Source organism: Actinocatenispora comari, from assembly GCF_017312725.1.
GTDB classification, from domain to species: Bacteria; Actinomycetota; Actinomycetes; order Mycobacteriales; family Micromonosporaceae; genus Actinocatenispora; species Actinocatenispora comari.
This window is the reverse complement of the sequence record NZ_BOPO01000117.1, coordinates 22,174-45,164: the sequence shown is the minus strand read 5'-3', so window position 1 is coordinate 45,164 and position 22,991 is coordinate 22,174. Positions and strand designations below refer to the sequence as shown.

The window sequence follows — 22,991 nt, the reverse complement described above, 5'->3', positions numbered from 1 at the left end:
CATGACAACCTCGAACACGCCCGGCCGTGGCTGGGCCTACATCGGAGCCCTGTTGGGCGGCGCCGTGTCTGTGGCGGCCAACATCGCCCACTCCTACATCCCACCCATCCACGCGGCCGCCGCCTCCTGGTCGCCCGACACCGGCGCCGTCATCGGCTCCGTCTTCTGGCCCATCGCGTTGTTCGTCGCGGTGGAGATCCTGACCCGCATACCGTGGCCGGCTGGCAAAGGCTGGACCATGCTGCGGTTCGGCGGGCTGCTGCCTGTCGCCCTGGTCGCCGCCGTCGTCTCGTACCGGCACCTGTCCGGACTACTCGACCACTACAGCGAAGACACCCTGACCGTCACCATCGGCCCCCTGGCCGTCGACGGCCTCATGATCATGGCCACCGGCGCACTCCTGGCCACCGGCCACGCCACCCGCGCCGTCAACGCGGCCAACGACACTGAGCCGGCAACCGAAATGGACAACGTTCCGGACTCACTGGAGCAGCCGGAAACTGTTGCCACTGAGCCGGTCCCTTCCACCACCGACACCCGGGTCGAGCCGGAACCGGCGACGGTGCCACAGCTGGCGCCGTGGACCTTCCAACCGCCCGCCCGCGTCAACGGGCACACCCCGGCGGAGGTGTCGCAGTGAACGACACCATCTTCATCGACGGACGCGAACACCTCGTCCGCGACGACGGAACCGTCGCCCTGGTCGACGCCCGGCCCCCGGCTGACTACACCCCCGGCGAGGCTGCCCCGGTCGGCAACTCGATGCTGCCGTGCCGGATCTGCCGGGAACCGCTCGCCCTGGCCCTCGCCCGTCGTGGGGCGCACCTGGGCTGCCTGCCCGATGACCAGGCATACGGGTTGCTGCGCATCTGCGGCGCCGACCGGATCTGGACCATCCCGGTCACCGTCTACAGCGGCGAGCGCCCCCACAAGAAGGCGCCCCGCGAAACCCGCGACAGCAAGAACACCCACCGCACCCGCCGGATGATCGGTGGTGCTGTCGCCTGATGGTTGCCTCGACAGGCACACTCGCACCCGGAGCCGCCACGGTGGCCCCGGGTACGGGTGTATCCGCCGAGCTGACCCACGCGTTCACTGTCTCCCGCTCCCTGGACGATGCCCTCGGTGCCGGCTCGCGCGGCTCCGCGACCCGTACCGCCATCGAACGGGCCGCGTCCTCCGACGTGTTCGACTGGCTCGCCCACGTCCGCTCCGCCGCCGGCTGCTCCAACCCGATCCGACTCGCCGGCTCCATCGACCGCATCGACGCCGCCACCGGCGCGCTGCTGGGCACCACCTCGACGCAGGACATGCCCGACGGGGTGATCTACAAGTCCTGCGGCAACCGGCGCGAAACAGTCTGCCCACACTGCGCCGAGATCTACCGCCGCGACGCGTTCCAACTCATCCGCGCCGGTGTCATCGGCGGCAACGGCATCGACACGCACGTGTCACACCGGCCGGCCGTGTTCGTCACCTTCACCGCCCCCTCCTTCGGCCTGGTCCACGGCCCCCGACACACCGCCACCGGGCAACCCGCACCCTGCCGGCCCCGCCGCACCCCTGACCTGTGCCCCCACGGCGTCGACCTGCGATGCTCTCGCATCCACGCCAAGGGCGAGCACATCAACGGCACACCCCTGTGCCTGGACTGCTACGACCACGACGGCCAGGTCGTGTGGAACCACACCGCCGGGGAACTGTGGCGCCGCACCATCGGCGTCGCGCTGCGCCGCTACTTCGACCGCCTCACCCGGCGTCTCGGTACGATCGCTGTGAAGCCGAACTGCTGCAAGGTCGCCGAATACCAAGCCCGCGGCGTGATCCACTACCACGCCGTGTTCCGCCTCGACGGCATCGACCCCGACACCGGCGACACCATCGACCCGCCCGCCGAACTCGACGTCATCGACCTCACCGACGCCATCACCTACGCGGTCGCCGGAACCTCCTTCACCACCGAAGCGCACCCCGACCAGCCCGACGGCTGGCGCATCGGCTGGGGCAAACAACTCGACATCCGGCCCATCCAGCTCCGCGGCGACGCCGAAATCACCGACCGGCTCGTCGCCGGCTACCTCGCCAAGTACCTCACCAAATCCACCGAGGCAACCGGGCACGTCTCCCGCCGACTCAACTCCGACACCATCGACCTCTACGCCAACGACGAAGGCACCCACACCGAACGCCTCGTCTGGGCCGCATGGTGGCTCGGCCGCGTCCCCGAATGGCGCAAGCTACGCCGCTGGGCACACATGCTCGGAAGCGGCGGCCACCCCCTCACCCAATCCCGCGGCTACTCCGTCACCTTCCGCATCCTGCGCAACAAGCGCGTCATCTGGCGCCGCACCGTCGACACCGAACCCGCCACCAACACCGACGGCGAAACCACCCTCATCGTCGGCAACCTGACCTACGTCGGCACCGGCTGGCACACCCTCGGCGACGCCAAACTCGCCAACACCTCCGCCGCCCTCGCCCGCTCCCGCCAACACGCCGGACGTGAAGACCTCATCCACGAGATGCACAACGGAGGCTGACACGTGCGTGTCAACGGCGTTTGTCCTGTGAGGACTGTCTATTGAGGAGTGTGGTGAATGACCGTTACCAAGCAACGATTTCTGGACGTGCAACAGGCGGCGGAACGCCTCAACAAGACGGAGCGCTTTGTCCGTCGGCTCATTGAGGAGCGGCGCATCGCGTACTTCAAGTTTGGCCGTGCTGTCCGCATCGGGGAGGACGACCTGGAGCAGTTCATTGCGGCTGGCCGTGTGGAGCCGGTTGGGCGTGGTCTGAGGAGGGTGGTGTGATGGCACGACGACGGCGGCACTTCGGTCGGGTCCGTCAGTTGCCGTCCGGTCGGTGGCAGGCTCGTTACCCCGGCCCGGATGGTCTGCTGCGGACCGCACCGAAGACGTTCGAGACTCGGAAGGCTGCAGAAAAGTGGCTGACCGACAAGGAACACGAGATTAACCATGGCGACTGGATCGACCCGGACTCTGGATGCGTCCCGGTCGTGGACTACGTCGAGACATGGATTGCGGACCGGGATATCCGGCTGCGCACACGCGAGAACTACGGCGCGTACCTGCGCAACCAGATCACGCCGTACCTGGCTGACGTCGATGTCAACGAGCTGACGTCAGCCCGCGTCAGGAGTTGGCTGCGGCGGATGCGGGAGGCTGGCGTTGGCGAGCAGCGTCGGGCTGGTGCGTACCGGCTGCTGCGGGCCGCTCTGAACACTGCGGTCAACGAAGACCACATGATCAAACGGAACCCCTGCAACATCAAAGGCGCGGGAACGGTCGAGACTCCAGAGCGCGAGGTGATCACGCTCGATCAGGTCTTCGCACTCGCTGACGCTCTGCCGAAGCGGTACCGGCTCATGGTTCTTCTGTCCACGTTCGTCACTCTGCGCTGGGGTGAACTGGTTGGGCTCCGGCGGGAGCGGGTGAACCTCGAAACCCGCACGCTGCGCGTCGCGCGGAACGGGATTCAGGGTGACAAAGGACCGATCCAGGACGGTGACCCCAAGACCTTGAAGGGCTTCCGCACATTGACCTTTCCCGAGTTCTTGGCAGGCGAAATTGAGGAGCACTTGACGGAGTTCGTCGGCGAGGAGCAAGACGCGTTGCTGTTCATCGGTCCGCGCGGTGGACGTCCGAAGCGCAACAACTTCCACCGACTCTGGGCCAAAGCTCGCGTGGAAGTCGGCGTTCCCGAGATCCATTTTCACGATCTCCGCCACACCGGAAGCACACTTGCGGCGGAGGCGGGGGCCAACCTGGCGGAGCTGATGCAGCGGATGGGCCATTCCACCAGTCGGGCCGCGTTGATCTACCTGCATGCGACCCAGCGGCGAGACCGTGAGGTAGCCGACCGGATCGGTAAGCTTGCCGAGGCTGCTCGACCCTCGTCGGACAGCTCGGCCGAGGATGTCGATGGAGGCACCGGCACCCCGGCCGGTAAGCTCGGCTCGGGTCCGAGGGGCACGGAAGGGGCACGTGGCGAGAAGCCAGGAGCTTCCGATGTGGCGTAGGACCCAGCCAAAGGCCGGCTCACCAGGGAAAACGCCGGTCGTTGCCCTCGTAGCTCAGGGGATAGAGCACCGCTCTCCTAAAGCGGGTGTCGCAGGTTCGAATCCTGCCGGGGGCACAACACGAACCGGGCGGTGCAGCCGCTCACCGCCCCACCCCGGATCGTCCGCGCGACGACCGGGTGCCTGCACCGACGCCAGCGGTCACCCGTCCCGACGTGGTGGTCGTCGCCGCGGCGGGCAACACGAGCCACTACTCGGCGCCGGGTTCGCCGGCCGCCATCCCCGGGGTACTGACCGTCGCCGGAACGCGGGAAGGACGGCTCGTACCGGGACGGCTCGCTGCCCGGGCCGCAGGTGACGGTGGTCCGGGCCAGGTGCCGCGACCTCGACGCGGCCAACGTCGTCAACCGGGTGGTGGCCACCGCCGCGCCCAGCCGCAGCAGCGTCGGCCTCGGCGTCCCCGTGACGATGGATCCGGTCCAGGGGTCGGTGTTCCTCGTGCTGGTGGTGGCGCCCGGGAACTGCCACCGGGGTCGCCCGGGCTGCACGCCCCGGGGTCAGGAAGCCGACCGGTCCCGGGACGCCGGTCCGGTGGCGCCCGAACCGGGCGAGACGGTCGCGGCGAGCGGATACCCTACGCCGGTCAGCCGTTCGGACAGTTCCCACAGCTGCCGCTGGGCGTCCCGGTCGTACGACCGCGGGATCGACCGCACCTCGACCGGATGCCCGGTCCACTCGTTGCGACCGTCCGGGCCGTAGTACCGGCCGCCGGGCGCGTCCGGGTCGACGGCGGCGCGGATGCCGGCCAGCGCGGCCGTGGCCGGGTCCTGCAACAGCCACCAGGTGAGCGGTAGCAGTACCGGGCGGGTGAAGATCCGGATCGGCAGCTGATCGGAGCCGAACGCGGTACGGGCGTTGCCCGGATGCGCGGCGATCGAGAGCGTCGATGCGCCGGCGGCCGCGAGACGCCGCTGGAGTTCGTAGCCGAACAGCAGGTTGGCCAGCTTCGACTGGAAGTAGGCCTGGTTGCGCCGGTAGCCGGCGGCGAAGTGCGGGTCGTCGAAGTTCAGCACGCCGCGCCGGTGCCCCACGCTGCTGATCGTCACGACCCGGGAGCCGGGGGTCGCCAGCAGCCGTTCCAGGATCAGGCCGGTGAACGCGAACGGGCCGAGATGGTTGGTGGCCAGGGTCCGCTCGAACCCGTCCTCGGTCCGCTCGTACCGGCGGATCAGCGCGCCGGCGTTGTTGATCAGCAGGTCCACCCGCGGGTGGTCGCGTCGGACCTGCTCGGCGGCCCGGCGTACCGACGCCTGCGAGGCCAGGTCCAGTTCCAGGGTCCGCAGCGTCGCGGCCGGGATCTCCGCCCGGATGCGACGGCCCGCCTCGTCCGCCTTCCGCGGATTTCGGCAGGCCAGGACGACCTGGGCGTGGTGGCGGGCGAACACCCGTGCGGTCTCGAACCCGAGGCCGGAGTTCGCCCCGGTGACGACCACGGTACGGCCGGCCTGGTCGGGGACGTCGCGCTCGGTCCAACGTTGAGCCACTGTGCTCTCCCTCTCGACGTGCCCGGGGGCGCCGGGCGGTGGCTGCCTGCCGGGTCTGCCATAATCGGGACGGCCATCCCGCTTCAACTATCCGGGACGGCTGTCCCGCTTGTCAACCGGCGAGGGAGAGGAGCCGTGGTGACCCGAGCGCACCGGCCGTTGCGGGCCGACGCCCAGCGCAACCGCGACCGGGTACTGCACACCGCGGCGGAGGTCTTCGCCGCCGAGGGGCTGTCCGTGCCGGTGCACGAGATCGCCCGGCGCGCCGGCGTCGGCACCGGCACCGTGAGCCGGCACTTCCCGACCAAGGAGTCGCTCTACGCCGCCGTGCTGCTCGACCGGATGGGCCAGCTCAGCGGGTACGCGGACACGCTGGTTGCCGAGCACGACGCCGGTACCGCGTTCTTCGCGTTCTTCACCCGGCTGATCCAGGAGGGAGCGGCGCACCGCGGCCTGGCCGAAGCGCTGGCCGGCAGCGGAATCGACCTCGACTCGGCCGCGTCGGACGCCGACTGCAACGTCTCCGACCGGCTGCGCACCATGCTGGCCGAGGCCCAGGCCGCCGGCGCGGTCGAGCCCGGCATCACCTTCCCCGATCTCAAGGCGCTGACCGCCGGTTGCCTCGCCTACGACGGGCCGGACCCGGACCGGATCATCGCCGTGATCTGCCGCGGCCTGCGCCCGACACCCGCTTCCACCAGCACCGACACCAGCGGCGGCGGCACGATCTGACCCACCCACGGCGGCACGGCGGCTCAGCGGCTCAGCGGCTCAGCGGCTCAGCGGCTCGGCGGCTCGGCGGCTCGGCGGCTCGGCGGGGTCGCCAACCCGTCGATCACCGATCGGCACCGGCGCGACGTACCGGCGGGACCACGTAACACCGAGGAGGGGCGACCATGGACTCCGGCAGGCACGACGCGGACGGCTGGGACCTCGCGTCGAGCGTCGGCGCGACCCCGACGATGTCGGCGGCGGTCCGGGCGCTGGTGACCCGTACCGACCCCGACCGGCTCGACGACCCGTTCGCCGAACCGCTGGTACGGGCGGTCGGCGTCGACGTGCTGACCCGGTTGGCGCGCGGCGAGGTGGCGGCGGACGGCGGTTCCGGGCCGGACGGCGCGGTCGAGCAGCTCTGGCTCGACATCGCCGTGGTACGGACCAGGTTCTACGACGAGTACTTTCTCGCCGCGGCGGCTGCGGGCATCCGACAGGTGGTGATCCTCGCCGCCGGGCTGGATTCCCGCGCGTACCGGCTGTCCTGGCCGGCCGGCACCGTGCTCTACGAGGTCGACCAGCCGGACGTGCTCGAATTCAAGACCCGTACCTTGGGCGGGCTCGGCGCCATGCCCGTCGCCGAGCGGCGCCCGGTCGGCGCCGATCTGCGCGAGGATTGGCCGACCTCGTTGCGCGCCAACGGATTCGATCCGTCCCGGCCGACCGCGTGGGCGGCCGAGGGGCTGCTCGGCTACCTGCCGGCGGAGGCCCAGGACCGGCTGCTCGACACCGTCACCGGACTCAGCGCCCCGGGCAGCCGGCTCGCCACCGAGAGCCGGCCGAACCCGAAGCCGGGCGACGACGGCCGCACGCGGCAGCACCTGGACCGCATCGCGCAACGGTGGCGCGCGGAGGGTTTCGACTCCGACATGGCGCGGCTGCGCTACTACGGCGACCGCAACGAGGCCGCCCCGTACCTGGCCGACCGCGGCTGGACCCTGCGGACGACGACGATCCGGGAACTGTTCGCCGCCAACGGATTCGACTCCCTGGGGGACGACGAGGCGCGGATGGGTGACACCCGCTACCTCACCGGATCCCTGCCGTAGCACCGGATCCCGCCCCGCATCCTGGCCGTACGGACGATCCGGCGCCACCACCGGTCGGCCACCCTGGAAGCCATGTCGACCTGGGTGCGAGTGGCCCCGCGCAGCAACCTCCGGTACTTCGCCGGTGTCCCGATGCTGCTCTTCGGGGTGGTGTTCACCGCCGTGATCACCGACGGCATCGTCGACTCGCTGTCGCACCCCACCGCCAGGCCGGCGATGCGGGTGCTCGGCCCGGTCGTGGCGTACTCGTTCCTGACCGCGTGGTTCGCCGTGCTCTGGGGCATCATGCGGACCGGCCTGTACGCCAGCGGCACCGGGCTGCGGGTGCGATCCGAGCTGTGGCGACGCACGCTGCGCTGGGACGAGATCGACCAGGTCGAGGTCGCGCGGGCCGACGAGCGGTTCGGCCCGCCGGCCCGCTACACCATCTGGATCGTGCCGACCCGCGGTCGCGTCGTCGAGACGCCGATCCAACGCGACGACGGTTGGCGCCTCTTCCGGCCGCGGAGCAACGCCATCCCGGTCCCCGCCGACGAGTTCGCCGAGACGGTGGCCACCCTCCGTACCTACCTCAGCCGACCCGACACCCGCCCGCCGTGACCGGTACCGGCACCGGCACGTCTGGCCCGGAAACCGGGAACGGCACCAGAACTGCGCGCCAGCTTCCCGCGGGCCAGGGGTTCGGACCGGACCGGGGCCCGCCCCGGTCCGGTCCGAACCTCTGGCCGGTCAGGCGGTGGCGAGGACCTCGCGGAGGCGGCGGGCGAACGCCTCGGGCTGGCCGGCGTAGCCGAACTCGCCGCCGACGAACCCGCCGTGGTGGCTGGGGAAGACCGTCGCCTCCTGGCCGAGCAGCGCGGCGGTCGCCGCCGCGGTACGGGCGGTGAAGGTGCCGGCGGACTCCTCGCCGACGGCGATGACCACCCGGGTCGGTGCCGCGGTCAGCGCCGCGACGTCCGGTCGGTAGTCGCTGATCGCCAGCGACCGGTCGGACAGCAGCGGGTCGTCGCGGCTGCCGTCGTCCTCGGCGGGCAGGCCGTACGCGGCCGGGTCCGGTGCCGGCCGGGCGAGGTACTCGTCGGTGAACTCGCCCTGCCACGAGGTCATCGCGAGGAACGCGGCCATCCCGGCGCCCCACCCGTTCGCCCGGTACGCGGCGAGGAAGCTCTCCCGCGCGCGGGACGCGGCGGCCGCGTCCGGCAGTACCGGGATCATCGGCGGCTCGTGCGCCACCAGCGTGGTCACGTCGGTCGGGTACCCGGCGACCAGGGCCAGCGCGGTCACCGCGCCGCCGCTGCTGGCGAACAGCTCGACCGGCCCGGCGTCGAGCGCCCCGATCAGCGCGTGCACGTCGGCCGCCTGGGTCTGCGGGGTCTGGTCGACCCGCCCGTCGGAGCGGCTGCTGCGGCCGAGGCCGCGCGGATCGTAGGTGACCACGGTGCGGTCCGGGAACTGCGCCACCAGCGCGGCGAACCCGGACGCGTCCATCGGTTGCCCGATCATCACCAGCGGCGGCCTGCCGTCGGCCGTCGGCAGCGGTCCGTGCACGTCGTAGGTGATCTTGGCGCCGTCGGTGGGCAGTACGCGTGTCGTCGTCATACCGGTACCGACGGCGTCACCGGCCCGGACTCATCGGTGCCGGCCCGCTGGACCGATGCCCGAGCGACAGCACCACCGGACCGGTTTCGGCCGGTCCCCGAGCGGCCGGCACGCGCGCCGCCCGCGACGGCGGCTCGGCGGGCCCGGTCGCGTCCGGGGCGTACCGATGAGTTCGGGGCGGCGGCGACGTCGGTACTGGCGACGGTCGGTGCCGGCACGGGGCGGCGCCGACCGCGGACGAAGGGAGACGGTGTGGACGAGGCGGTGATCGGCGCGGTGTCGCGGCCCGAGCCGGTACTGACCGGGTCGTGGCTGACGGTGATCGGCGGGATGCTCGACTTCCACCGGGCGACGCTGGGCTGGAAGTGCAGCGGGCTGACCGATGCCGAGTTGCGACGGCGGCCGCTGGCCTCGGGGCTGAGCCTGCTCGGGCTGCTGCGCCACCTGCAGGGCGCCGAGCGGTACTGGTTCGGGGTCCGGATCGGCGGCACGTCGCCGACGTTCCACCCGTACCGCACGTACCGGACCGAGCAGGGCAAGGAGTGGTACGACGAGGCCGACCCGACCTCCGCGAGCGAGGTGTACGCAGACTATCTCGCCGCCTGCGCCGAGTCGCGGGCCGTGTTCCAGCGGCTCGGCGAGGCCGACCTGGACCGGATCGTCGACAACGACGAGTTCGGGCCGGCGAGCGTCCGGTTCGTGCTCGCGCACCTGGTGGAGGAGTACGCGCGCCACGTCGGCCACGCCGACCTGCTGCGCGAGGCGATCGACGGCACCACCGGCGAGTAGCGGCCGGCACCCGGCCACGCTGTGCTCCGAGCGCCGTGACCTCTCGCCACCGTCGGCGGCCCGCAGTCCAGGCGCGACCGGCGAGCGCGTCGGTCGCCGACGGCGCGCGGCTCTGGCGTGACGAGCGAGCGCGTCGGTCGCCGGCGGCCCGGCTCTGGCGTGACGAGCGAGCGGGTCAGTCGCCGGCGACGCGCGGTTCAGGTACGGCCGGGCCGGGGGTCGCCGTGGCGGTGCCGCCGGTCCACCGGCTGCGGGCGAGCAGCCGGTCCAGGCCGGCGAAGGCGGCGAGCAGCACGAGCCCGAGCACGACCACGAGCGCCAGGTTGCGCAGCGCCACGGCGTAGCCCAGCTCGGTGACGTTCAGGAACGGGTACGGGTACCAGCCGCTCGCCGCGCCGTGCGCGAGCGTGTAGCCGATCCACAGCAGCGGCCAGATCAGCGCGCACCCGAGCGAGGCGAGGTCGATCCGGTGGCGCGGGCCGAACAGCAGCCAGCCCACCACCGCGATCGGCGGCGCCGCGTAGTGGAACATCAGGTTGAGCCACCAGGCGAGCCCGGTCGGGTGGCTGTCGCCGGCGAGGACCAGCGCGAACACCAGGCCGGTGACGGTGATGCCGAGCAGCGCGTCGAGCCGCAGCACCCGGCGCAGCCGACCGTCGGCGGCCGGCCGTACCGCCCGGACGACGCAGTCGGCGAGCACCAGGATGTTGCTCTGGATGGTGAAGAAGCTGAACGTGCGGACCAGCCGGGCCGCGACCGACACGTCGGTGTCGCCGTCCCCGCCGGTACAGACGAGGACGACCTGCGCGACGAGCGCGGCGCCGATCAGTACCGCGAGCACGCCGTGCCAGGCGCGCCCGATCCGGCGGAGCGCGAGCTCGGTTCCCATGGCGCCTGACGCTACCGGCCGCGCGCACGCCGGTACGGGCACGACACCGCGACGGTCGCGTTGGTGCCGATTCGCGAAGTTCTTGCCGAAGGTTTGCTATTCGGGCATAGCACGACAACATCGACACGTGCTTGGTTGGCGGGTTGGACTCCCGACGGCAGGAGGTTCGAGATGCGCAACCAGGCACGCGTACTGGCTGTCGCGCTGGCCGGCACGCTCGCGGCGGCGGTGGTGGCCGCCCCGGCGTCCGCGGCACGCACCGGCACACCGGCCGGCATCATGCGACCGGACAGCACGTACCAGCTGGTCACCGAGCCGGACGACGGGCTGGCACCGATCTACGACCTGATCGACTCGGCGACGACGACCCTCGACATGACCATGTACGAGCTGACCGACACCACCGCCGAGCAGCACCTGGCCGACGCGGCGGCGCGCGGCGTGACGGTCCGGGTGATCCTCGACCAGAACCGCGAGAAGTCGCACAACACCACCGCGTACGACTACCTCCGGCAGCACGGCGTCCAGGTGCACTGGGCATGGACGACCTACGAGGCCACGCACCAGAAGACGATCACCGTGGACGGCGCCACCAGCGCGATCATGAGCGGCAACCTGACCAGCCAGTACTACGCGACCAGCCGGGACTTCGCGGTGATCGAGAACAACTCGTACGACGTGCGGGCGATCGAGAAGACGTTCGCCGCCGACTTCACCGACACCGCGTTCACCCCGACCGACGGCGACAACCTGGTCTGGTCGCCGACCGACTCGGAGCAGCAGATCCTGCCGATCATCGCCAACGCCACCACCTCGCTGTCGGTGGAGAACGAGGAGATGGCGTACCCGGAGGTGACCGACGCGCTCGCGGCCGCGGCGAAGCGCGGGGTGACCGTGGAGATCACCATGACCAACGACGCCAACGACTACGCCACCGAGTTCGACACGTTGACCGCGGCGGGCGCGCACGTGCACACCTACGCGTACACCGCGTCCCGGTACATCCACGCGAAGGTGATCGTGGCCGACAGGGGCACCGCCGCCCAGGTCGTCGATGTCGGCTCGCAGAACTTCTCCGACGCGTCCTGGAACCACAACCGGGAGCTCGGCGTCATCTCCACCAACAGCGGGCTGATCGACGGCATCGACACCGCGGTGGCCACCGACTACGCCGGCGGCACGGCCTGGAGCTGATCCTCCACAGTGGACCGAACAGCGGCGCCCGTCCGGGCGGCGGGGCCGCATCGGGCGGCGGGACGGTACCGTGTCCCGGCGTGACGGCTCGTTCGACCGCTGCGGTGCGGTGATGGCGGCGCGGTTCGCGGTGCGCGGCGTCGCCTCGGCGCTGGCCGGGCGCGCCGGCCGCAGCGTGCGCGTGCTGGTCGGCGGGCTGGGTACGGCGCTGCTCGCGGCGGCGCTGTGCGTCGTGGTCGCGGCGACCGCGGTCAGTTGCCTGGTCGGCGTCGGGCTGCCACTGGCGGTCCCGGTGTTGCGGCTGGTGCGCGCGCTGGCCGAGCGGGAGCGGCGGCGGCTGTCCCGGCACGGCGCCGCTCGCCAGCCCGTACCAGGATGCGCCGACCGGGATCCGCGCCACCCTGGCCGATCCGGCCACCCGGCGCGATCTGGCCTGGCTGCCGGCGCACGCGCTGGTCGGCGTCCCGCTCGGGCTCATCGGCCTGCTGCTGCCGGTGCTGACCGTCCGCGACCTGTCGGTACCGCTGTGGTGGCCGCTGGCGCCGCCCGGGATGGCGTCCACCGGCCTCAGCGTGCTGGTCACCGTGACGTCCTGGCCGACCGCGTTCGCCGCCGCCGCGGTGGGCCTCGGCTGGCTGGTGGCCTGGCTGGTGTTCGGCCCGCCGCTGGCCCGGCTGCAGTCCGCGCCGGGCCGGTCGCTGCTGCGACCGCACCGCGACGTCGACCTGTCGCTGCGGATCGCCGAACTGACCGCGACCCGGGCCGCCGCGCTGGACGCGCACTCCGCCGAGCTGCGCCGGATCGAGCGCGCCCTGCACGACGGTACGCAGAACCGCCTGGTCGGCGTGACCGTACTGCTCGGCGCGGCCCGGCGGGCGCTGTCCCGCGACCCGGCCACCGCCGACGAGGTACTGGAGCGCGCGCAGGCCGCCGCCGAATCGGCGCTGGCCGAGCTGCGCGGCGTGGTCCGCGGCATCCTGCCACCGGTGCTCGCCGACCGCGGCCTGGACGGCGCGCTCGCCGCGCTGGTCGCGGACAGCCGGGTACCGTGCCGGCTGGAGTTCGACGCGCCCGGCCGGTGCGCCGCGTCGATCGAGGCGACCACCTACTTCGTGGTGGCGGAGGCGCTGACCAACGTCGCCAGGCACAGCGGCGCGCACCACGCGACCGTCTCGGTCCGCCGCGCCGGCGACCGGCTGCGCGTCCGCGTCACCGACGACGGTACCGGCGGGGTGGACGAGACGGCGGGCTCCGGCCTGGCCGGCATTCGCGGCCGCGTCGCCGCGCACGACGGCGTACTGACCGTGGACAGCCCGCGAGGCGGGCCGACGACGTTGGAGGCGGAACTGCCGTGCGGATCGTGATCGCCGAGGACGACCCGCTGCTGCGGGAGGGGCTGGCGCTGCTGCTGCGGGCCGAGTCGCTCGACGTGGTCGCCACCGCGGACGGGCCGGACCCGTTCCTCGCCGCGGTCGACGAGCACCGGCCGGACGTGGCCATCGTCGACGTCCGGATGCCGCCGACGCACACCGACGAGGGCATCCGGGCCGCCGTGGCGGCGCGGGGCCGGCAGCCGGAGCTGGCGATCCTCGTCCTGTCCGGGTACGTCGAGCAGGCGTTCGCGACCGAGCTGCTCGCGGCCGGCGCGAGCCGGCTGGGATACCTGCTGAAGGAGCGGGTCGGCCGGGTCGAGACGTTCCTCGACGCGCTGCACCGGGTCGCCGCCGGTGGTACCGCGATCGACCCGGACGTCATCACCCAGATGTTCGCGCGCACCCGGGCGAACGGCCCGCTGGACCGGCTCACCGGCCGGGAACGGGAGGTGCTCGCGCTGATGGCGGAGGGGCTCGGAAACGCCGCCATCGCCGAGAAGCTCGTGGTCAGCGACGGCGCCGTGCACAAGCACATCCGCAACATCTTCGCCAAGCTCGACCTGGCGCCCGACGACCGTACCGATCGCCGGGTCGCCGCCGTGCTGCACTACCTGGACGACGCGGCCCGCTGAGGTTCCTGCCGCGGCACGGTCTGTTCGACCTGCTCCGGGCGGTAGCCGAGCCGGCCGCGGGTCGCCGCGAGCAGCAACACCGCCACCGCGCCGTACGCGACGACGCCGGCCACGATCGTCGACGACGGCGACAGGTGCGGGAACATCGTCGGCAGGATCAGGCTCGCGGTCGCGTTGTTGCTGGCGTGCAGGACCAGCGCGATCGGCAGGCTCTGCCGAGTGTGGTTGAACACCCAGGTGATCAGGACGCTCAACGCGACCGCCATCAGCACGAACGCGCCGACCGTCGCCCACCAGTGGCCGGTGTGCGGATCCCGGCCGGCGAGCGACCAGGCGGTGAAGAACAGCGGCAGGTGCCAGCACGCCCAGACCACGCCGAGGATCAGCGTGCCGAGCGCCGGGCCGCGCCGGCGCTGCAGTACCGGCAGCGCGTAGTCGCGCCAACCCGGCTCCTCGGCGGCACCGGTGGTCAGCACCTGCAGTACCAGCATCGGCAGGTAGGCGACCACGATCGCCAGCCCTGGCAGGTGCGTGTCACCGAGCACGCCGGGCAGCGTCAGGCTGCCGCCGACCAGCAGCGCGGGCACACCGAGCAGCACGATGGCGTACCAGTACCAGGTGACCTTCCAGCGCAGCAGGCGACGGCGCCACCGGCGCAGCCCGGCCCGGCCGCCGGTGATCGCGGTGACGATCAGCGCCGAGCCGAGCGGCCCCGCGTACGCGCCGGGCAGCACGCCGACGAGCTGGCTGTCGCCGAGCAGGCTCGGTAGCGTCAGGCCCGGTTCGAGGCCGAGACCGTCGGTGGACAGCAGGTACGGCAGCCAGCAGAACCAGCTGATCCCGTACGCCAGCACGAAGAAGCTGACCAGCGGGAACCGCCGCACCAGCGCGGCGAACCCCCGGGTTCGCCCGGCCGCGACGGCACCGATCGGTGGGTGGAGGGTGGATTCATCCGGCGGTGTGCGCATCGTACGGCCCTTCGCTGCGGCGGTCGGCAGCCGCGATCGCGGCCCCACCCCAGATCACCACCGAAACCGGGCACGATCACTCCGGCCAGCTGCCGACCTTCCGGTCCCGCAGGCGACCGTCCGGCGGTAGCGCCTGGGGTACCAACCGGTGCGCGACGGTCAGCGCCGCGCGGCCGCGCCGAACCAGCCGGCGACCGCCCGGGACAGTGCCGCGCGGTCGCGGCAAGCCAGCCGGCGACCACCGGGATCAGCGCCGGGCGGTCGCGCCGAACCAGGCGGCGATCGCCGGGATCAGCGCCGGGCGGTCGCGGCGAGCCAGCCAGCGGTGGCCCGGATCATCGCCGGGATCGGCGTACCGGCAAGGATTCTCGCCTCGTCGCGCCGGTGGGACGTGCCGTCCAGGAAACCGAGGATGCGGGCCGGCGGGTGCCGGGTCAGCAGGTCGGTGAACAGTCGCGGACCGTCCACCAGGCCGCGATCGACCGCCCGCAGCAGGATCGCGTCGTACCGCAGGTGCCGCGCCGGGTACGGGCGGGGCGGCACCGGCTCGACCCCGGCGGCGAGCCGAGCCGCGACCACCCTCGCCTGCCGCAGCATGGTGGCGAACGTGTAGCCGGTCGCCGGCCTCGTCGCACCACCGGCGGTACCCAGCCGGTACACGTGCGGCGCGACCCGGCGGGCGAACCCGCCGTCGGTCATCGGGATCACACCGTCCTCTGTGGACTCGACGGTCGCACCGGCGACGCCGAGCCGGGCACAGAGCCGGTCCAGCGCCGCGTCGTAGTCCGCGGACGCGAGCCGGGTCCGGGAGAACACCGTGTACTCCACCAGCGCGTCGCTCCGGTCGACCGGCAGCACGTACCCGAACGCGAGCCCGGACTCCGGCTGCGGCACGGTGAAGTCCATCAGCGTGGCGGCGGCCGGGTCGAGCCCGGCACCGGACAGCCACCGACCGCGGAAGTGTTGCAGCAGCGACGTGGTACCCGGCCGGTCCGGCGGCCGCGGCCGCGAGTCGAACACCCACCGCGCGGTCACCTCCCCCGCATCGGTGTCCAGCCGTACCACCGCTGCGGCCCCCCGGCGATCCGCGACGCCGGTGCCCGGCCGGCCCACGCCGGTGCGCGGCCGAAGCGCATCGTCGGCGCCCCGGCGGTCCGCCGCAGGGGTGTCCCGCTGGCCGGCGGCGCCGGTCGGCCGGATCGCGCGCACCGTGGTCGGGATCCAGCGGACCCGCGGGCCGGCTCGACGCCCGGCGACGTCCGCCGCCGGATGGCCGTCCCCGCACCGTTCCCGCACCTGCCGGTAGAAGTCGGCCGAGCGCACCATCGCGTACGAGACCGGCGCCAGCTGGTGCGCGTCCCCGTCCGGGCCGACCACCCGGAGTGTCGACCAGCGCCGGCGCACCGCCGGTTCGATCGGGCTGGTACCACCGTCCCAGAAGCACCAGGTGCGGTCGTTTCCGGTGTGCGACACGGGATCCAGCACCGCGACGGACAGCTCGACGCCGGCGGTGGCGAGCGCGTGCAGCAGGCAGTGCGCCGCGCCGCCGCCGCCGACCAGCGCGACGTCGACCGCGGTCGGCGGGCCGGTCATCGCCGGGACGCCACCGGACCGGTGATGCGTTCGGCGGCGAGCCGGCCGGAGACCAGTACCATCGGCACGCCGACGCCGGGCTGGGTGCCGGACCCGACGAAGACCACATTGGACAGTCCGGGCGCCCGGTTGCCCGGTCGCAGCGGCCCGGTCTGACCGAACGTGTGCGCCGCCGCGAACGGGGTACCGGCGGCCATCCCGGCCGCGGCCCAGTCCGCCGGCGTGACCAGGATCCGCTCGGTCACCGCGGCCGACAGCCCGACGTAGCCCCGCGATTCCACCGTGGCCAGCAGCCGGTCGGCGTACCGGGGGCCGAAGTCGGCCCAGTCGATCGGCCGCCGGTGCGCCAGGTTCGGTGCGGGCGCGAGGATGTAGTACGTGTGCCGGCCGGGCGGCGCGAGCGACGGGTCGGTCCGGCTCGGGTTGGTGATCAGCAGCGACGGGTCGCGCATCGGCACCCCGCGATCGATCACGTCGTCGAACACCGGCCGCCAGGACCGTCCGAAGTGGACGTTGTGGTGCGCGATCCCGCGGTACGACGCGCTCGCGCCGAGGTGCAGCAGCACGCAGGACGGCGAGTACCGCAGCCGGCGCGGCGGGCGACCCAGCAGCTCCCGGTACGCCACCGGCAGGTCCGGGTTGAGCACCACCGCGTCGGCGGCGAACCGCTGCCCGCCCGCGGTGGTGACCGCGGTGGCCCGGTCACCGCGCCGTTCGATCCCGGTCACCTCGGTGCCGTACCGGATGTCGACGTCGTGCTTGACCGCCACGTCGGCCATCGCCCGCGCCACCGCGGCGAGCCCACCGCGCGGGAAGTACACCCCGGCGATCGTGTCCAGGTACGAGATCACCGCGTAGAGCGCGAGCGCCCGGTGCGGCGCGACCCCCGCGTAGAGCGACTGGAACGAGAAGATCCGGCGGGTCCGCGGGTCGCGGAAGAACTGGCCGATCTTCGCGTCCAGGCTGCGGAACCCGCCGGCGGCCACCAACCGGGCCAGGTTCGGCGTCAGCAGCTCGGTCGGCCGGTCGAAGTTGCGGTCGATGAAGTCGCGCCACTCGATCCGGTACAGCCGCCGCGCGTAGTCCACGAACCGCAGGTAGCCGTCCGCCTCCCGCGGCCCGCACAGCGCGGCGATCTCGCCGGCCATCGCGGCGGTGTCGGTCCGGACGTCCAGCGTGGACCCGTCCGCAAAGTGCGCGCGGTAGGCGGGATCCAGCCGGGTCAGCGTCAACCAGTCGGCCAGGTCCTCGCCGACCGCGGCGAGCGTGTCGCCGATCAGCTGCGGCACGGTCAGCACCGTCGGCCCGGCATCGAACCGGAACCCGTTGCGCTGCAACGATCGTGCCCGCCCGCCGGGCCCGTCGTCGCGCTCCAGCACGGTCACCGCCCGGCCGGCACCGGCCAGCCGGATCGCCGCCGCCAGGCCGCCGAGCCCCGCCCCGACGACGACCACCCGGTCGGTACGGCCGGGGACGGTCCTCACGACGATCCCCGCGACCGCGGCGCCGCAGCGCCGGCCAGACGGACGGTACCGCGACGGGGCGGCGGCGCCGATCGCGTCATGCGAGGCGCTGGACGGACGCGAGCGCGAGCGCGCTCAGCCGGTCCCGGGCCACCGGGTCGATCGGCGCGGCGGCGAGCGCGGCCAACCCGGCCGACACCCGGGCGGAGATCATCGTCTCCGCCTCGGCCCGCGCACCGGATTCGGTGATCGCCGCGGCCGCGTCCGCCACCGCCGCGTCGGAGGCGTCCGGGTCGCCGAACACCCGGTCCAGCCGCCGGTGCTGGGCCGGCGCGGCGAGCGAGAAGGCCAGCTCGGCGAGCACCGTCGGCTTGCCCTGCCGCAGGTCGGCGCCGACCGGCTTGCCGGTCACCGCGCTCTCGCCGTACACCCCGAGCAGGTCGTCGCGCAGCTGGAACGCCTCGCCGACCGCACCGCCGAACCGGTCGTACGCGGCGACCACGTCCGGCGCGACCGCACCGGACAGCGCGGCACCGAACTGCAGCGGCCGCTGCACCGTGTACGACGCGGACTTGAACCGGGCCACCGTCACGGCGGTGCCGACCCCGGGCGCCCCGTCCGCGCCGTGCAGTACGTCCAGGTATTGTCCGGCCACCGCCTCGATGCGCATCTCGTCGTACTCGCGCCGCGCGCCCAGCAGCACCGCCGCCGGCAGCCCGGAGGTACCGATCAGCCGGTCGGCCCAGACCGTGCACAGGTCGCCGAGCAGCACCGCGACCGAGTCGCCGAACCGGCCCGGGTCGCCGCGCCAGCCGGCCGCCGCGTGCCGCTCGCCGAACTGGCGGTGCAGCGTCGGCGCGCCCCGCCGGGTCGGCGCGGCGTCCATCACGTCGTCGTGGATCAGCGCGAACGCGTGCAGCAGCTCCAGCGCGCTCACCGCCCGCAGCACCGCCTCGTCGTGCTTCGCGGCGTGCTCCGGGGCCCCGCCCGCCGGCGACGGCCCGACCCCGCGGTAGCCCCAGTAACCGAACGCCGGACGCAGCCGCTTGCCGCCGCCCAGGATCAACTCGCGCAGCGCCGCCGCGGCGGCGGCCACCTCGGGCGACAGCGATCGGAGGGTGTCGAGCTCGGCGGTGACGAACTCGTCGAGCACCGCGTCGACCCGCGCGGCGATCCCGGCGACAGCGGCGCTGGCACCGGTACCACCGGAGCCGGCGGCACGGGATCGGGTGGCGCCGCTGCGGGCGCCGGGGTGCGCAGCCACGGCCCGAGCCTACCCAGCCGTACGCCCACGCCCCGCGCCTGGTTGGGTAGGGGTCGGCCTCGCCACCCCGCGACGTACGGGCGGACCGGTGCCCGCGGCGCCGGGGTGGCCCGACTCGGCAGAAGGATGCGCGCATGTTCGACTCCACCCCGACCGTGCTGGGCCACCGCGGCCTGGGCAAGGGCACCGTCGACGGACTGACCGAGAACACCATGGCCTCGTACCGGGCCGCGATCGAGCTGACCGACTGGCTGGAACTGGACGTGCAGCGCTGCGCGGACGACGAGCTGATGGTCTACCACAATCCGGCCACCCCGGACGGCGTGTTCGTGCTGGAGCAGACCGCCGCCGAGCTGGCCGCCAAGGGCGTGCTGCGGTTCGCCGACGTGCTCGCCGAGCTGCCCACCGAGGTCGGCCTCGACATCGACGTGAAGACGCCGATCGAGGACGCGGTCGCCGCGCCGGACCGGCGCACCGCGGCGCTGGTCGCCCCGGTACTCGCGGCCGAGCTGTCCCGCCGCCGGCTGTTCGCCACCGCGTTCGACCCGTCGCTGCTGGTCGAGCTGAAGGAGGCGGTACCGGGGCTGCCGACCTGCCTGGTGCACTGGCTGGCGTACCCGCTCGGGCCGGCGATCGCCGCGGCGGCCGGCCTCGGCGCGAGCATCGTCGGCCTGCACACCGACTCGTTCGGCCCCAGCCCGCTGCAGCCGGACCCGGCCATCCAGTACGACCACTCCTACGCGGTCGAGGTCGCGCACCGCGCCGGCCTCGAGGTACTGACCTGGTGCCCGTCCGCCGACCGGGCGCCGGCGCTGGTCAAGGCCGGCGTGGACGCGCTGTGCGTGAACGACGTCCCCGGCGTGCGGGCCGCGCTGGGCTGACGGCCCCGAACCGCCCCGGCACCGACGCCCCGACGACCCCGAGTGAGGAAGCGCCCGCATGACCGAGATGTCCGTACAGCTGGAGCAGATCGCCGTCCGGGCGGCGCGCGGCGTCGGCGACGCGCTGCGGGCCGCGTACGCGCAGGCCCAGCAGCCCAGCTACAAGCGGGACCACCACGACCTGGTCACCGAGCACGACCAACGCACCGAGCGGGTGCTGCGGGCCGAACTCCTCGGCGCCTGGCCCGACTCGGCGGTACTCGGCGAGGAGGGCGGCGCGAGCGGCGACGGCGCGGTGCGCTGGCTGGTCGACCCGATCGACGGCACCGCCAACTTCGCCCTCGGCCTGCCGTTCTTCGCCGTGTCGATCGGCGCGGTGGCGAACGACCAGCTCGTCGCCGGCGTCGTCTACGACGTGATGCGTGACACCGCGTTCTCGGCGGACCTGCACGGCGCGTACGCCGACGGCGAGCCGCTGCGGTCCACCGGCCCGGCGAGCGACGCGCAGAACATGCTGATCACCTCGTACCCGGGGCCCGGCACGCTGGCCGCCGGCCGCGGCGTCGAGGAGTACACCACGCTGCTGCGCGAGTTCGGCGCGGTGCGGCGGATGGGCTCGACCGCGCTGGCCCTCGCGTACGTGGCCGCCGGTGCCGGCTGCGCCTACGCGTACGGGATCCACCCGTGGGACGTGGCGGCCGGCGCGCTGATCGTGCGGCAGGCCGGCGGTCGGTACCTGCCGCTGCCGGACACCGACCGGCCGTGGGAGGCGCCCGGGTACCTCGCCGTGAACGGCGACTTCGACCTGCCCGGCTCCTGCCTGACCGACCTGCTGCCCCGGATGCTCCCGCGCACCGCCACCGGCACCCCGCTCCCCGGCGGGGACGACTAGGGGCGTCTTCAGGGGTGCGAAGACCCCCACCGCCTAGCCCTCGGCCCCCCGCTCGCCGGGATCGTCGTCGGTGACCGGGCGCAGCAGCGGGGCCAGGCGGACGATCATCTGGTCCAGCAGGTCGGCGAGGTCGGGCTCGCCGTGGTGGTCCGTCCAGTACCGCAGGGTCTCGGTCACCGCGGCCGCGTAGCCGGCGACGGCGAGCCGCACCGGGTACGAGTCGGGTTCGGTGTGCAACCACCGGGCCAGCAACTCCTCGGCCTGGCCGCGGCCCTGCAGCTGCCGGTGCTGGAACGCCGCCCACAGCTCCGGCACGGAGAAGATCAGCGAGTAGCGGGCCAGCATCTCGTCCCGGTCGGACGCCATGCTCCGCATCGCCGTGCGCACCATCGAGCGCAGCGCGGCGGTGATGTCGGTGGCCCCGGCCAGCTCGGCGAACAGATCGTCGGCCCCGTCCGGCGGCTCGTACCCGCCGCCGGCGAGCACCACGTCGACCATCGACGAGTAGTACCGGTAGAAGGTCGTGGTCGAGATCTCGGCGGCCTCGGCGATCTGCTCGACCGTGGTGGCCTCGTAGCCCTGCTCGGCGAACAGCCGGAACGCCTCCCGCTGCACCGTCTGGCGCAGCTTGTGCTTCTTCTTCTCCCGCAGCCCTGCCACGCCCACCATGTTCCCAGCTCGCTGCCGCAAGCATGCTCCCAGCTCGCCCTGCGGCCACCGGCCCCCGGCTCGCCCGCCGCCGGCGCCCGGCGCTCGGTACCCCGGCGGTCAGCGCGCGGTGAGCGCGGGGTCGGCGGTGTGGTCGGGCAGCGTCAGCGACGACTTGACCTTGGCCACCCGGCCGCCGAACGCGCCGAACCGCAGCAGCAGCGGGGCGACCCGGTACAGCTGGTTGCGCGCCCACAGTCCGCGCCGGGTCGCCGGTGCGACCGCCACGCTGGCGCCCCCGTTCGCGAGCGCCTGGTTGTCGGCCACGAACCGCCGCATCCGCCGCTCGTACGCCGCGAACGCGGCCCGGTGGTCGGTGGTCGCGGCCAGCTCGCCGGCCAGCACGTACGCCCCGACCAGGGCGATGCTCGAACCCTGCCCGGACAGGAACGACGGCGCGTACGCCGCGTCACCGACCAGGCCGACCCGACCCCGCGACCAGGCCGGCATCCGGATCTGGCTGACCACGTCGAAGAACAGGTCGTCGGCGGTACGCATCGCGGCGACCATCCGGGGCACCTCCCAGCCGCCGCCGGCGAACACCGACGCGACGAGCGCGCGCTGCGCGGCCGGGTCACGGAACGCGGCGAACGGCGGGTCGGTCCGGCCGAAGCTGAGGAACCCGTGCACCCGGTCCGGCTCACCGGCCGCGTAGAGCACCGCGATCCGGCCCGGCGCGGTACTCGCCACGCCTTCGTGGTCCAACCCCAGGTGGTTCGGCATGCTGAAGCCCGCGAAGCAGTGGCCCAGGTAGTGATGGAACTGCTCCTCCGGCCCGAACACCAGCCGTCGGGTGTTGGAGTGCAGCCCGTCCGCACCCACCACCACGTCGTACCGGCCGGTGCCCCCGCCGGCGAACCGCACGTCGACGCCGCCGTCGTGGTCGGTCAGTTCGGCGATCGAGTCGCCGAACCGGAACTCCACGTCGCCGGCGACCGCGTCGTACAGCAGCTCGGTCAGGGCGCCACGGGGCAGTTCGGTGTCACCGCCGTCCGCCCCGCCCAACCGGTCCAACCGCAGCGACGCCACCCGCCGGCCGTCGTCGCGCAGGAACGTCATCCGCCCCATGTGCAGGTGCGCGGCCCGCAGCCGGTCGTACCGCCCCATCCGGCGGATCACCTCCAGCGCGGTGCCGCGCACGTCGATCGGGTACCCGCCGCCGCGCACCGCCGGCGCCTTCTCCACCACGGTCACCGCGAACCCGTACCGGTTCAGCCAGTACGCGAGCGCCGGGCCGGCGATGCTCCCCCCCGAGATCAGTGCCGTCCGCGTCATCGACCTCTCCCCTCACCCGGCCGGCACATCGGGTCGCCGACCTTTTCGGGTCACTGTACCACTTC

The 22,991-nt window shown here is 73.2% G+C and carries 23 protein-coding genes, 1 tRNA gene and 1 pseudogene; 16 read left to right on the top strand and 9 right to left on the bottom strand.

The features are described from left to right. The first annotated feature begins 1 nt into the window (after position 1). The 6 genes from NUM_RS28755 to NUM_RS28730 all read left to right on the top strand — a co-directional run bounded on the left by NUM_RS28755 (position 2) and on the right by NUM_RS28730 (position 4,155). A complete protein-coding gene (locus NUM_RS28755; protein WP_207128089.1) occupies positions 2-640 on the top strand; it encodes a hypothetical protein in 639 nt (212 codons plus the stop codon). After that, positions 637-1,008, top strand: a complete 372-nt coding sequence (locus tag NUM_RS28750) for a hypothetical protein (protein WP_207128088.1) — start codon at positions 637-639, stop codon at positions 1,006-1,008. Before NUM_RS28755 ends, NUM_RS28750 begins: the two co-directional genes overlap by 4 nt. A gap of 41 nt (positions 1,009-1,049) precedes the next feature. Then, positions 1,050-2,540 (top strand): replication initiator, encoded by a 1,491-nt coding sequence (locus NUM_RS28745; protein ID WP_225918918.1) that lies wholly within the window; start codon positions 1,050-1,052, stop codon positions 2,538-2,540. A gap of 57 nt (positions 2,541-2,597) precedes the next feature. After that, positions 2,598-2,810 (top strand): helix-turn-helix domain-containing protein, encoded by a 213-nt coding sequence (locus tag NUM_RS28740; protein WP_207128087.1) that lies wholly within the window; start codon positions 2,598-2,600, stop codon positions 2,808-2,810. After that, the gene (locus tag NUM_RS28735; protein WP_207128086.1) at positions 2,810-4,039 is read left to right on the top strand and encodes a tyrosine-type recombinase/integrase; all 1,230 of its coding nucleotides are present in this window, start codon (positions 2,810-2,812) and stop codon (positions 4,037-4,039) included. The genes NUM_RS28740 and NUM_RS28735 overlap by 1 nt, the downstream gene beginning before the upstream one ends. 43 nt (positions 4,040-4,082) lie before the next feature. Next, positions 4,083-4,155 (top strand) — tRNA-Arg (locus NUM_RS28730). 441 nt (positions 4,156-4,596) lie between these two features. Here the strand turns inward: NUM_RS28730 and NUM_RS28725 are convergent. Next, positions 4,597-5,583 (bottom strand): oxidoreductase, encoded by a 987-nt coding sequence (locus NUM_RS28725; RefSeq protein ID WP_207128085.1) that lies wholly within the window; start codon positions 5,581-5,583, stop codon positions 4,597-4,599. A gap of 138 nt (positions 5,584-5,721) precedes the next feature. On the opposite strand from NUM_RS28725, the gene NUM_RS28720 reads away from it, so the two are divergent. From NUM_RS28720 to NUM_RS28710, 3 genes are all read left to right on the top strand, one after another. After that, complete coding sequence (locus NUM_RS28720) at positions 5,722-6,315, top strand: TetR/AcrR family transcriptional regulator (RefSeq protein ID WP_207128084.1); 594 nt, start codon at positions 5,722-5,724, stop codon at positions 6,313-6,315. A 164-nt stretch (positions 6,316-6,479) separates the two neighbouring features. Beyond that, the gene (locus NUM_RS28715) at positions 6,480-7,406 is read left to right on the top strand and encodes an SAM-dependent methyltransferase (RefSeq protein WP_207128083.1); all 927 of its coding nucleotides are present in this window, start codon (positions 6,480-6,482) and stop codon (positions 7,404-7,406) included. A gap of 72 nt (positions 7,407-7,478) precedes the next feature. Then, on the top strand, positions 7,479-8,006 hold the full coding sequence (locus NUM_RS28710; RefSeq protein WP_207128082.1) for a hypothetical protein: 528 nt from the start codon (positions 7,479-7,481) through the stop codon (positions 8,004-8,006). 129 nt (positions 8,007-8,135) lie between these two features. Here NUM_RS28710 and NUM_RS28705 read toward each other — a convergent pair whose 3' ends face one another. Beyond that, positions 8,136-9,005, bottom strand: coding sequence for an alpha/beta fold hydrolase (locus tag NUM_RS28705; protein WP_207128081.1), 870 nt, complete (start codon positions 9,003-9,005; stop codon positions 8,136-8,138). 252 nt (positions 9,006-9,257) lie between these two features. Between NUM_RS28705 and NUM_RS28700 the strand changes: the two genes are divergently transcribed. Further along, entirely contained in the window at positions 9,258-9,794 is a 537-nt protein-coding gene (locus NUM_RS28700) for a DinB family protein (protein ID WP_225918917.1), read from the top strand. Positions 9,795-9,969: 175 nt separating this feature from the next. On the opposite strand, the gene NUM_RS28695 is transcribed toward NUM_RS28700, so the two are convergent. After that, positions 9,970-10,683: a Pr6Pr family membrane protein gene (locus NUM_RS28695; RefSeq protein ID WP_207128080.1), complete on the bottom strand. Its 714-nt coding sequence runs from the start codon at positions 10,681-10,683 to the stop codon at positions 9,970-9,972. Between the two features lie 171 nt (positions 10,684-10,854). Between NUM_RS28695 and NUM_RS28690 the strand changes: the two genes are divergently transcribed. The 4 genes and pseudogenes from NUM_RS28690 to NUM_RS28680 all read left to right on the top strand — a co-directional run bounded on the left by NUM_RS28690 (position 10,855) and on the right by NUM_RS28680 (position 13,882). After that, positions 10,855-11,877 (top strand): phospholipase D-like domain-containing protein, encoded by a 1,023-nt coding sequence (locus NUM_RS28690; RefSeq protein WP_207128079.1) that lies wholly within the window; start codon positions 10,855-10,857, stop codon positions 11,875-11,877. A gap of 112 nt (positions 11,878-11,989) precedes the next feature. Beyond that, positions 11,990-12,521 (top strand): annotated as a pseudogene (locus NUM_RS38000) (sensor domain-containing protein); the annotation flags it as partial. Beyond that, entirely contained in the window at positions 12,498-13,241 is a 744-nt protein-coding gene (locus NUM_RS37450; RefSeq protein ID WP_370467079.1) for a sensor histidine kinase, read from the top strand. The pseudogene NUM_RS38000 and the gene NUM_RS37450, both read left to right, overlap by 24 nt. Then, the gene (locus NUM_RS28680) at positions 13,229-13,882 is read left to right on the top strand and encodes a response regulator transcription factor (protein ID WP_207128078.1); all 654 of its coding nucleotides are present in this window, start codon (positions 13,229-13,231) and stop codon (positions 13,880-13,882) included. The genes NUM_RS37450 and NUM_RS28680 overlap by 13 nt, the downstream gene beginning before the upstream one ends. Here the strand turns inward: NUM_RS28680 and NUM_RS28675 are convergent. From NUM_RS28675 to NUM_RS28660, 4 genes are all read right to left on the bottom strand, one after another. After that, positions 13,858-14,850 carry a CPBP family intramembrane glutamic endopeptidase gene (locus tag NUM_RS28675; RefSeq protein ID WP_207128077.1) on the bottom strand — a complete coding sequence of 331 codons (993 nt, stop codon included), beginning with the start codon at positions 14,848-14,850 and terminating at the stop codon, positions 13,858-13,860. The two genes, NUM_RS28680 and NUM_RS28675, sit on opposite strands and share 25 nt — an antisense overlap. Positions 14,851-15,141: 291 nt before the next feature. After that, positions 15,142-16,443 (bottom strand): lycopene cyclase family protein, encoded by a 1,302-nt coding sequence (locus NUM_RS28670; protein WP_207128076.1) that lies wholly within the window; start codon positions 16,441-16,443, stop codon positions 15,142-15,144. After that, positions 16,440-17,927, bottom strand: a complete 1,488-nt coding sequence (crtI, locus tag NUM_RS28665; RefSeq protein WP_207128075.1) for a phytoene desaturase family protein — start codon at positions 17,925-17,927, stop codon at positions 16,440-16,442. Before crtI ends, NUM_RS28670 begins: the two co-directional genes overlap by 4 nt. Before the next feature lie 76 nt (positions 17,928-18,003). Further along, positions 18,004-19,170 carry a polyprenyl synthetase family protein gene (locus NUM_RS28660; protein ID WP_207128074.1) on the bottom strand — a complete coding sequence of 389 codons (1,167 nt, stop codon included), beginning with the start codon at positions 19,168-19,170 and terminating at the stop codon, positions 18,004-18,006. Between the two features lie 134 nt (positions 19,171-19,304). On the opposite strand from NUM_RS28660, the gene NUM_RS28655 reads away from it, so the two are divergent. Together NUM_RS28655 and NUM_RS28650 are read left to right on the top strand one after the other, a co-directional pair. Next, entirely contained in the window at positions 19,305-20,051 is a 747-nt protein-coding gene (locus NUM_RS28655; protein ID WP_207128073.1) for a glycerophosphodiester phosphodiesterase, read from the top strand. A gap of 58 nt (positions 20,052-20,109) precedes the next feature. Beyond that, the gene (locus NUM_RS28650; RefSeq protein ID WP_207128072.1) at positions 20,110-20,943 is read left to right on the top strand and encodes an inositol monophosphatase family protein; all 834 of its coding nucleotides are present in this window, start codon (positions 20,110-20,112) and stop codon (positions 20,941-20,943) included. 33 nt (positions 20,944-20,976) lie between these two features. Here the strand turns inward: NUM_RS28650 and NUM_RS28645 are convergent, their stop codons facing one another. Both NUM_RS28645 and NUM_RS28640 read right to left on the bottom strand, forming a co-directional pair. After that, positions 20,977-21,612 (bottom strand): TetR/AcrR family transcriptional regulator, encoded by a 636-nt coding sequence (locus tag NUM_RS28645; RefSeq protein ID WP_207128071.1) that lies wholly within the window; start codon positions 21,610-21,612, stop codon positions 20,977-20,979. A 99-nt stretch (positions 21,613-21,711) separates the two neighbouring features. Further along, positions 21,712-22,926, bottom strand: coding sequence for an FAD-dependent monooxygenase (locus NUM_RS28640; RefSeq protein WP_207128070.1), 1,215 nt, complete (start codon positions 22,924-22,926; stop codon positions 21,712-21,714). Positions 22,927-22,991: the final 65 nt, after the last annotated feature.